This is a genomic window from Streptomyces sp. NPDC097617 (assembly GCF_044761485.1).
GTDB lineage: Bacteria > Actinomycetota > Actinomycetes > Streptomycetales > Streptomycetaceae > Streptomyces.
In genome coordinates, this window is sequence record NZ_JBIWCL010000020.1 from 163,525 (window position 1) to 174,494 (window position 10,970).

General features: G+C 69.2%; 8 protein-coding genes. All 8 read left to right on the plus strand.

Annotated elements, in window-relative coordinates:
• The first annotated feature begins 569 nt into the window (after nt 1–569).
• A complete protein-coding gene (locus ACIQZO_RS28105) occupies nt 570–4,208 on the plus strand; it encodes a nitrate- and nitrite sensing domain-containing protein (protein ID WP_403631338.1) in 3,639 nt (1,212 codons plus the stop codon).
• Nucleotides 4,209–4,217: 9 nt separating this feature from the next.
• Nucleotides 4,218–4,631 (plus strand): roadblock/LC7 domain-containing protein, encoded by a 414-nt coding sequence (locus ACIQZO_RS28110; RefSeq protein WP_030708442.1) that lies wholly within the window; start codon nt 4,218–4,220, stop codon nt 4,629–4,631.
• A gap of 155 nt (nt 4,632–4,786) precedes the next feature.
• Entirely contained in the window at nt 4,787–5,179 is a 393-nt protein-coding gene (locus ACIQZO_RS28115) for a DUF742 domain-containing protein (RefSeq protein WP_030037344.1), read from the plus strand.
• Nucleotides 5,160–5,741: an ATP/GTP-binding protein gene (locus ACIQZO_RS28120; RefSeq protein WP_386247518.1), complete on the plus strand. Its 582-nt coding sequence runs from the start codon at nt 5,160–5,162 to the stop codon at nt 5,739–5,741. Before ACIQZO_RS28115 ends, ACIQZO_RS28120 begins: the two co-directional genes overlap by 20 nt.
• Nucleotides 5,742–6,034: 293 nt before the next feature.
• Nucleotides 6,035–9,217 (plus strand): nitrate- and nitrite sensing domain-containing protein, encoded by a 3,183-nt coding sequence (locus ACIQZO_RS28125; RefSeq protein ID WP_403631341.1) that lies wholly within the window; start codon nt 6,035–6,037, stop codon nt 9,215–9,217.
• 10 nt (nt 9,218–9,227) lie between these two features.
• Nucleotides 9,228–9,641: a roadblock/LC7 domain-containing protein gene (locus ACIQZO_RS28130; RefSeq protein WP_030037347.1), complete on the plus strand. Its 414-nt coding sequence runs from the start codon at nt 9,228–9,230 to the stop codon at nt 9,639–9,641.
• A gap of 93 nt (nt 9,642–9,734) precedes the next feature.
• Entirely contained in the window at nt 9,735–10,277 is a 543-nt protein-coding gene (locus ACIQZO_RS28135) for a DUF742 domain-containing protein (RefSeq protein WP_403631344.1), read from the plus strand.
• Nucleotides 10,258–10,842 (plus strand): GTP-binding protein, encoded by a 585-nt coding sequence (locus ACIQZO_RS28140; RefSeq protein ID WP_403631347.1) that lies wholly within the window; start codon nt 10,258–10,260, stop codon nt 10,840–10,842. Before ACIQZO_RS28135 ends, ACIQZO_RS28140 begins: the two co-directional genes overlap by 20 nt.
• The last annotated feature ends 128 nt before the right edge of the window (nt 10,843–10,970 follow it).

Genomic DNA, 10,970 nt, shown 5'->3' on the forward strand with positions numbered 1-10,970 from the left:
GGTCCTCGGTTCGATCTGTGAGTGTCGGCTGTCGCACGCACCAGCCCCGGCGCCAACCCTTTAAGGGGCAAGGCTAAACATCTGAATCCCCCGGCGAACCAGGAAGTAATGGCCATGGCTGTGTGAGTTTGCTCACCCGTGACCCGACATTCCAGACACAATGGACAGTCAACTTCGCCCGGCAAAAGAGACATTGCGCCACTGAATGCGCCATTCCGCTCCTGATCATCTCGACTGGGACACCTTGGCAGCCGTGTTGTTTGGATCGCGTAAGTCCGGTTTATACCGAATGTAGTCGCACATCGCGTAGCGCGTCTGTCACAAGCCGTAATCGACTCTCCGGGCCGAAGCTCGCACCTTGTTGGAGATCCTCCACTGTGCTGGAATTCGCGGGACCGCCGCGGGAATCAGCCGGCGCGCATGTGGCGCGACTCAGCGCCGAGCGCGGCGGCATGGAGAGGAAGACGCGCCGGTCACCGACGACCACCATGGGGCGGCAAGTGCCCCACGACTCGACACCGTCCCACCGGTCGCCCGGCGGGACGCCTGGTCCAGAGGTTGCGACGCTAGTGCAGGGACGATTCAAGAGGGATGGCAGCGCTGCGGCGGAGCAGGAGCCGCGCGGCGGGACCGACCGTGGCTCCTCGCCCCAGCACGCCCAGAACCGCGGGCCGGCTGTCGAAGGCGCAGGCCCCGACAGCTCCGCCGCGGTGAAGGCGAAGGGCCGTGGGAAGTCCGTCAAGGCCCGGGTCAAGGCGAAAGCCGGACCCCCCGCGCCTGTCGGACCGGCTGAGCAGGACGTGGCGATACCGAAGGCCCCCAGTGGGCCCGGTTCGCGCCTCGCCATGCAGAACTGGCGCATCAGCACGCGACTGGTGTCGCTGCTGACCCTGCCGGTCGTCGCCGCCACCACGCTCGGTGGTTTCCGAATCAACGACTCGCTCAACGACATCGCGCAGCTGGAGCACATGCAGCTGCTGACGACGATGACGCGACAGGCCACCAACCTGGCCGCCATGCTCCAGGAGGAGCGCGACCTCTCCGCGGGTCCGCTCTCCCTCTCCAAGGGCAAGAGCACCAGCAGTGTCGACGGCGCACGCAAGCTGACCGACACCGCCGCCCTGGCCTTCGCCGCCGCGACCGACAGGGTCGACAGCACGGGCGAGAAGGACGAGACCCTCAAGTCGATCCGCAACAACGTGCTGCAGATCGGCCGCCAGCTCACGAACATCGAGACGATCCGCACCAAGGCGTACGTCAACGGCGCCCAGCAGACCGTCAGCGAGTACAACTCGCTCATCGTCTCGCTGCTCTCGCTCTCCCAGGACATGGCGCAGGCCACCTCCAACCCGGAGATGATCAAGCGCACGCGCGCCCTGGCGGCGTTCTCCGCCGCCAAGGAGTACGCCTCCATCCAGCGCGCGATCATCGCCGCCTCGCTCCCCGACACCTCCGAGCGCCAGGGTGAGCTGAAGGAGAACGACCGTCTGTACGCCCTCTCCGCCCAGAAGGGCGAGCAGCAGGCGAAGACGACGTTCGAGCTCGTCTACCAGGGCAGGACCGAGGAACTCCTCGCGGGTCTGGGCGACAGCAACTCCGAGATCTCCAGCGCCGACCACTACGCGCGCCGTGTGCTGGCCAGCCAGGACGCCTTCCTCCGCGAGAAGAATCGCTCGTGGCTCGACTGGTACGACGCCGACGGCACCAAGCTCCAGGCCATGAAGGTCATCGAGCTCACCCTGCTCGAGGAGATGGAGCAGAAGGCCCGTCAGCTGAAGAACGAGGCCCAGCAGGACGCCATCATCAACGGTGCCCTGATCCTCCTCGTCCTCGGCGTCTCCCTCGTCGGCGCCTTCGTCATGGCCCGCTCGATGATCCGCTCGCTGCGCCGCCTGCAGGACACCGCGACCCGCGTCGCCCAGGACCGGCTGCCCGAGCTCGTCAAGCAGCTGTCCGAGTCCGACCCGCAGGACGTCGACACGTCCGTGGAGTCGGTCGGTGTGCACACCCGCGACGAGATCGGCCAGGTGGCCGCGGCATTCGACGACGTGCACCGCGAGGCCGTCCGTCTCGCCGCCGAGCAGGCCCTCCTGCGAGGCAACGTCAACGCGATGTTCACCAACCTCTCGCGCCGCTCGCAGGGCCTCATCCAGCGTCAGCTCTCGCTCATCTCCGAACTGGAGTCGCGCGAGGCCGACCCGGACCAGCTGTCCTCGCTCTTCAAGCTCGACCACCTCGCGACCCGCATGCGCCGTAACGGCGAAAACCTCCTCGTCCTCGCGGGTGAGGAGCCGGGCCGCCGGTGGACCCGCCCCGTCCCGCTGGTCGACGTGCTCCGTGCCGCCGCCTCCGAGGTGGAGCAGTACGAGCGGGTCGAGCTGTCCTCGGTGCCCGGCACCGATGTCGCCGGCCGCGTGGTCAACGACCTCGTACACGTCCTCGCCGAGCTGCTGGAGAACGCCACCTCGTTCTCCTCCCCGCAGACCAAGGTCAAGGTCACCGGTCACGCGCTGCCCGACGGCCGCGTGCTCGTCGAGATCCACGACACCGGTATCGGCCTCTCCCCCGAGGACCTCGCCGCGATCAACGAGCGACTCGCGTCGCCGCCGACCGTGGACGTCTCCGTCTCCCGACGCATGGGTCTGTTCGTGGTCGGCCGCCTGTCCCTGCGACACGGCATCCGGATCCAGCTGCGTCCCTCCGACTCGGGCGGTACGACGGCCCTCGTCATGCTGCCGGTGGACGTCGCCCAGGGCGGCAAGAAGCCGGCTCCGATGGCGGGCCAGGGCGGTCAGGGTGGCCCCGGTGGCGCTCCGGGTGGCCCCGGTGCGCAGGGTGCGGTACCCGGCCCCGGCGCGCGTCCCTCCGTGGGCTCGGGCCCGCAGCGCGGCCAGGTCGCCGGAGGCGGCCAGCGCGCCGCCCTGCCCGGCCGCGACGGCGGCGCCGGTCAGCGCCCCCAGGGTCCGCAGGGGCCCCAGGGGCCGCAGGGCGGTCGTCCGCAGCAGGGTGCTCCCGGTGCTCCCGGTGGCCGTTCGCAGCAGGGTCCGACCACCGCGGGACAGGGCCAGGGCGCCTTCGGTTCCGGTGCTCCGCTGCCGGCCCGCGGTCCGGTCGCCAGCGCCGGATTCAGTGGTGGCCCGCAGGCCCGTCCGGCTTCCGGTCCGTCCGGATACCCGCAGGGCAACGGCTTCGAGCGCCCGCAGCAGCCCCAGCAGCCGGCCGCTCCCGCGGCTCCGGCTCCGGGCGGCCCCCGGCCGCAGCTGCCGCCGCGCGGTGGCGCCCCGCGTCCGGAGCTCCCCGGCCCGCAGACCACCAGCTGGGGCAGCGACCAGGCCCGCGGCCACGACGAGCTCTCGGGCCCCGGCTCGACGTCCGAGTTCGCCCGCCCCGACTTCAACGCGCCGATGCCCCAGGCGGACAGCGGCAACAGCACGACCGGCCAGTTCGAGCGTCCGGACGTACGCGGCCCGCTGAACCCGTCCACCACCGGACAGTTCGAGCGCCCGGGGTACCAGCCCCAGCGCCCGGGCGGCCCCGGTGTCGGCGGGTACACCCCGCAGCAGCCTCAGCACACGCAGCCGCAGGCTCCGCCGCCCGGCGACTCGTACGCACCCGTACCGCCCGCGCGCCCGGAGACTCCGCGGCTGCCGCAGGCCCACCGGCCGGAGGCCCTGCCCCCGGCGCAGAGTTCCGGTGACGCCCGCAGCCCGATCTTCGACACGCTGGAGTCGAACTGGTTCCGCGAGGAGGGGCAGCAGCCCCCCGCGCAGGGACCGGCCGTGCCCCGGCAGCCGCAGGCGTCCGCTCCGTCGGCCCCGGCCCCGCAGCAGCAGCCGCTGCCGCAGCGCGGCCAGGAGCAGGCGGCCGAGTCGGCCGTCACGGCGACCGGCGCCACGCCGACCGTCAGCTGGCGGTCCTCGCCGAACGACGAGCTGATGCGCCAGGCCGAGCGCGTACGTCAGCCCGCCGCCGGCGGCATCACGACCTCGGGGCTGCCCCGCCGGGTCCCGCGGGCGAACCTCGTGGCCGGCACCGCGCAGCAGCAGGCCGAGGCGCAGGCGGGTCCCCAGGTCTCGCGTGCCCCGGACGACGTCCGTGGCCGTCTGACCAACCTCCGACGCGGTATCCAGCAGGGCCGTCAGGCCGGCACCAACGGACCGGCGACCGGCAGTTACCACATCGACCCCACTTACCAGCAGGAGCGTTAGTTGAGTTCGATGAGCCAGGCGGCACAGAACCTGAACTGGTTGATCACCAACTTCGTGGACAACACCCCCGGGGTGTCCCACACGGTGGTGGTCTCCGCCGACGGACTCCTTCTGGCCATGTCCGAAGGTTTCCCCCGCGACCGCGCCGATCAGCTGGCGGCCGTGGCCTCCGGACTGACCTCGCTGACCGCCGGTGCCTCCCGCATCTTCGAGGGTGGCGCCGTCAACCAGACCGTTGTCGAGATGGACCGGGGATTCCTTTTCCTCATGTCCGTCTCGGACGGATCCTCGCTGGCCGTACTGGCGCACCCCGAGTGCGACATCGGCCTCGTGGGCTACGAGATGGCTCTTCTGGTGGATCGCGCGGGCAGTGTCCTCACTCCGGACCTGCGTGCCGAACTGCAGGGAAGTCTGCTCGGCTGACTTCCCCCCTCTCCCGGCCGGACGGTACTACCGGCCGGGAGATCGGGGCCCCGCCCCGAAAAATCCAGTACCCCCGCCAGGCCGTCATACCGTTCCCCCCACCGGCCGCCCCGTAAGACGGCACGCTGACCACTGCTGTCCAGCCCGGAGGATCAATGACCCCGCCCCCCGCCTACCCCGATGCGTACGGAGACTCGTACTCGGAAGGCGATCAGCCGCTGGTGCGTCCGTACGCGATGACCGGCGGCCGTACCCGGCCCCGCTACCAGCTCGCCATCGAGGCGCTGGTCAGCACCACCGCCGATCCGATGCACCTGTCCGGCCTGCTCCCGGAGCACCAGCGCATCTGCACCCTGTGCCGCGAGGTCAAGTCGGTCGCCGAGGTCTCCGCACTTCTGTCGATGCCGCTCGGTGTCGCCCGGATCCTCGTCGCCGACCTGGCGGAGGCCGGAATGGTGGCCATCCACCAGCCGGGCAATGGAGAGGCCGGCGGCACGCCGGATGTAACGCTGCTCGAAAGGGTGCTCAGTGGCCTTCGGAACATCTAGCGGAGCGGCTCCCCGCTCCACCACCTCCGCGAAGATCGTGGTGGCGGGCGGCTTCGGCGTGGGCAAGACCACGTTCGTCGGAGCCGTGTCGGAGATCAACCCGCTGCGCACCGAAGCCGTCATGACCAGCGCCTCGGCCGGGATCGACGACCTCACCCACACCGGTGACAAGACGACCACCACCGTCGCGATGGACTTCGGCCGCATCACCCTGGACCAGGACCTGATCCTGTACCTCTTCGGTACGCCGGGCCAGGACCGCTTCTGGTTCATGTGGGACGACCTGGTCCGCGGCGCCATCGGCGCCGTCGTACTCGTGGACACGCGCCGCCTCGCGGACTGCTTCCCCGCGGTCGACTACTTCGAGAACAGCGGTCTGCCGTTCGTCGTGGCCCTCAACGGCTTCGAGGGCCACCAGCCCTACACGCCGGAGGAAGTCCGCGAGGCCCTCCAGATCGGCCCCGGCGCTCCCATCATCACCACCGACGCCCGCCACCGCGCGGACGCCAAGAGCGCTCTCATCACGCTCGTCGAGCACGCCCTCATGGCACGGCTCAAGTAACACGGTTTCAGTTGTCGCGCGGGAGGGGCGGGCTGTGTCTTACGACACGGCCCGCCCCTCTCGTTCATAACGTTTCGACAGAGAATTGAAGCCATTTGGCAACGGGGTGCGGTCGCCTGGTGCCACTGCGCGCACAACTGCCCCTGTTTTTGCCGCAGGACGCTCTTTATGTCCGATTTATGTGGGGCATAAGGTTCTGCGAATGGCCGGTTTCAACTGTTTGGAACACGGCCGTTAACCGTGCTGGAATTCAACGAACTAGCTAGTAGCACCGCCGAGAGGTTGTTGGTCGAGTGAGGCGAAGCAACGCAAGCCCCGCGGATGAACCCGCGCGCGGCAACTTCACCCCGCCGCCGCGAGCGGCCGCGTCGCCTGTCGACGTGCCCGTGGAACCGCCCGCGAGCAGCGGGAGCAGCAGCAGGTTCTCGCCCCGCAACTGGCGTGTGCCGACCCGTCTGAACGCCATCCTGCTCGTACCGGCCCTCGTGGGCCTGGTCATGGGCGGCTTCCAGGTGAAGGGGTCCATCGACACCTGGAACGAGGCCAAGGACGCCGAGAAGATAGCCACGGTCGTCCAGGCGGCCTCCGGCTACAGCCAGGCACTGCTCAACGAGCGTGACCTGACCGCCGAGCCCCTCCTGAACGGCCTGACGAAGGACGCGAAGGTCGCCAAGGCCTACGAGGACACCGCCGCGGCCAAGGAGAAGTTCGACAAGGCCGTCCAGGACATGCCGAAGAACCTCGGCCTGGAGCGACGCCTGGACCTCTTCCGCAACGAGGAGCCCAAGCTGGACCAGGTACGCGACAAGGCGTACGTGGCGGCGGCGGAGAGCCCCAAGAAGAACCTCCCCAACTCGGCCGGCCCCATCCCGACCGAAGAGGGCTATGTGCTGGTCCAGCACTACCTCATGCAGTTCGCGAACGAGCTCGGTCTCGGCACCGGCAACGTGACCTCCTACGGCCGCATGGTCTACGCGATCCAGCTGGCCAAGGCGGCGAACTCGCTGCAGCGCGCCGTCGGCACCCACCTGCTGGTGCGCCCGAGCACGGACGAGAACACCCGCAAGGCCCAGCTCGTCGCCTTCTCCTCCTACGCCTACCTCGAAGAAATCGCCATCGGCGAGTACGTCGCGGCGGGTACCGAGGACGACGTGAACCGCCTCAAGGCAGTCATGGCGAAGAAGTCCGAGGAGGGCGCGGCCAAGATCGCCGACGCCAAGCACCAGGCCGAGCAGGCCGGTGTCCGCTTCGTGCCGCCGCCCACGGTGAACCAGTCGCCGCTGCTCGGCATGACCGAGGCGATCGCCAGCGGTGAGCCCAGGAAGAAGCTCGCCGAGAACGGCACCAACCCCACCTTCTGGCAGGCCGCCGCCACCGCGAAGTTCGACGGCTACGACGAGGTCGAGAAGGAACTCCTCGACAAGGCCATCAAGGACGCCGTCGCGGTCTCCGACGAAGCCCGCACCGACGCGATCGTCAACGGCGCCATCGTGGTCGTGGCCCTGCTCGCCGCCTTCATTCTGGCCGGCATGATGGCCCGCCAGATGGGCCGCGCGATGGCCCGTCTGCGCAGCGCCGCCTTCGACATCGCCGAGCAGCGCCTGCCGATGCTCGTCGACCAGCTCTCGCGCACCGACCCGGGCAAGGTGGACACCCGTGTCCACCCGATCCCCATCGACTCCCAGGACGAGATCGGCGAGGTCGCCCGCGCCTTCGACCAGGTCCACCGGGAAGCGGTCCGGCTCGCCGCCGAGCAGGCCCTCCTGCGGGGCAACGTCAACGCGATCTTCACGAACCTCTCCATGCGCAACCAGTCGCTGATCGAGGGCCAGCTGACCCTGATCACCGACCTGGAGAACAACGAGGCCGACCCGGACCAGCTGGAGAACCTCTTCCGCCTGGACCACCTGGCCACCCGTATGCGCCGCAACGGCGAGAACCTCCTCATCCTCGCGGGTGAGGAGCCGGGCCGCCGCTGGGACCAGCCGGTGCCGCTCGTGGACGTACTGCGCGCCGCCTCCTCCGAGGTGGAGCAGTACGAGCGCGTCGAGCTCTCCGGTGTCTCCGACGCCGAGATCCACGGCCAGGCCGTGACCGACCTCGTGCACCTGCTCGCCGAGCTGCTGGAGAACGCCACCACGTTCTCCTCCCCGCAGACCAAGGTCCGCGTGAACGCCACGCGTCTGCCCGACGGCCGCGTGATGGTCGAGATCCACGACAAGGGCATCGGCCTCACCGCCGAGGACTTCGCGGACATCAACCACAAGCTGGCCAACCCGCCGACCGTGGACGCCGCGATCTCGCAGCGCATGGGTCTGTTCGTGGTCGGCCGGCTGGCGGACCGCCACAGCATCCGTGTCCAGCTGCGCCCCTCGGGCGAGGCCGCCGGCACCACGTCGCTGGTCATGCTCCCCGACGCCATCACCCACGGTGGCGGTGGCGAGGGCATTCCGCAGGACGACTTCACGGTCTCCCAGATCATTCCGGAGCAGCAGGCCCTGCAGGCTCCCCCGCTGCGCACCGCCGCCGAGCTCGGCTTCGACGACTCGCGGTACGACCAGCAGGGCGCCGACGGCCTCCCGGCCGACCCGGTCGGCCGGTCCCTGGGCCAGCAGGATCGCCGGGCCGCACTGGCGGCCCAGGTGGGTTACCCGCAGGAACAGCAGCAGTACCCCGCCCCCGACTATCCGGAACCCCAGCCGGAACACGGGTACCAGGAGTACCAGGGCTACGAGCAGCAGTCCGAGCAGGCGTACGACACCTCGTACGAGGCTCAGCAGTCGCAGCAGGGCTACGAGGCGTACCCGCAGCAGGACTACGGCTATACGGAAGACGGCTACCCGGACCAGCAGCCGGCCGCTCAGAGCTACGACAACGGCTTCGATGCCAGGTCGGAGCAGGCCGAGTGGCCCGAGCAGAACACGTATCCGGCTGCCTACCAGCAGGATTACGGGACCGAATCGGAATCCCAGGCCGTCCCCGAACCGGCCCCGGAACGCGTAGGCTTCGACCGTCCGGGTGCCGCTGCCGACGCCGGTCAGACGATGACCGGAGCGGGCCTGCCGCGACGCGGCAGCCAGCAGCAGTGGCCGCCCGGAAAGCAGGAAGCGGAGTCCACCGGATCCCTCTTCGAACAGCGGTCGCCGCGTCAGCAGCAGCCCGCCGAACCGGAGCGGTCGCCGGAGGAAACTGAAGGCACCGCGGCTTGGCGTTCGCGCAACGACGAACGCTGGCAGCAGGCCGGAAAGCTCCGTGAGCCGAAGGCGGGCGGGGTCACCCCGTCCGGTCTACCTCGGCGAGTGCCCAAGGCCAACCTGGTCGAGGGCGCAGCGGAGACGACCCCGCAGGGCGGCCCCCAGGTCTCCCGCGCTCCGGAGGACGTCCGCGGCAGGTTGAGCAACCTGCGGCGCGGTGTCCAGCAGGGACGCAGCGCGGGTTCTGAGCAGTCAAGTAACAGCTATGACCAGGAGCGTTAGTGTGAGCCCGATGAGCCAGGCGGCACAGAACCTGAACTGGTTGATCACCAACTTCGTGGACAACACCCCCGGGGTGTCCCACACGGTGGTGGTCTCCGCCGACGGCCTTCTTCTGGCGATGTCCGACGGATTTCCGCGCGACCGCGCCGATCAGCTGGCGGCCGTGGCCTCCGGACTGACGTCGCTGACCGCCGGAGCCTCCCGCATCTTCGAGGGTGGCGCCGTCAACCAGACTGTGGTCGAGATGGACCGGGGATTCCTTTTCCTCATGTCCGTCTCGGACGGATCGTCCCTCGCGGTGCTCGCGCACCCCGAGTGCGACATCGGTCTCGTGGGCTACGAGATGGCCCTTTTGGTGGATCGTGCGGGCAGTGTCCTCACTCCGGACCTGCGTGCCGAGCTGCAGGGAAGTCTTCTCAACTAGCAGAACGGCAGTGCGTTTCGCGCCATCGCACCATAGGGTGCGGTGGCGCGGTTCCACAGGGAGTACTGCGTACTTGGAGTCGGAGGAGGAAACGTGACAACACCCGGAGGACATCCTTATGGCGGCGCGCAGCAGCCGCAGGGTGGGCAGCACGACCAGAACCGCTTCAACTTCCCCTCCGCTCCCAGCCGGCCCGTGCCGGAGCAGAATCCTTATCAGCAGCAGCAGTACGGACAGCCCCAGATGCCCCCGCAGCAGCCGCCGCGCGCCGCGCGACAGCCCGCTCCGAAGGCGCACAACCCGCTGGTGCGTCCGTACGCGATGACCGGCGGCCGTACCCGGCCGCGCTACCAGCTCGCCATCGAGGCGCTGGTCAGTACCACGGCGGATCCCGCGCGTCTGCAAGGGCAGTTGCCCGAGCACCAGCGCATCTGCCGCCTGTGCCAGGAGATCAAATCCGTAGCGGAGATCTCGGCACTTCTCTCCATTCCTCTTGGTGTCGCCCGCATCCTCGTCGCCGACCTGGCGGAGGCGGGCCTTGTCGCCATTCACCAGCCCGGCGGCGACGAGTCTGCCGGTGGCCAGCCAGATGTGACACTGCTCGAAAGGGTGCTCAGTGGACTTCGCAAGCTCTAACGGCGGAGCGGCTCCCCGCTCCACCACCTCCGCGAAGATCGTGGTGGCGGGCGGCTTCGGCGTGGGCAAGACCACGTTCGTCGGAGCCGTCTCCGAGATCAACCCGCTGCGCACCGAAGCCGTCATGACCAGCGCCTCGGCCGGGATCGACGACCTCACCCACACCGGTGACAAGACGACCACCACCGTCGCGATGGACTTCGGCCGCATCACCCTGGACCAGGACCTGATCCTGTACCTCTTCGGTACGCCGGGCCAGGACCGCTTCTGGTTCATGTGGGACGACCTGGTCCGCGGCGCCATCGGCGCCGTCGTACTCGTGGACACGCGCCGCCTCGCGGACTGCTTCCCCGCGGTCGACTACTTCGAGAACAGCGGTCTGCCGTTCGTCGTGGCCCTCAACGGCTTCGAGGGCCACCAGCCCTACACGCCGGAGGAAGTCCGCGAGGCCCTCCAGATCGGCCCGGACGCCCCCATCATCACCACCGACGCCCGCCACCGCGCGGACGCCAAGAGCGCTCTCATCACGCTCGTCGAGCACGCCCTCATGGCACGGCTGCGGTAGTAGCCGACTGCACCCGACAGGCCCCTGCGTCACGGCGGGTTCTAACGATCCCCGCAACACCCTGGATTCAGGGAGTTGCGGGGATCGTGGATTTTGAGGTGTTGAAGGCGAGGTTCTTCGAGGCGTTG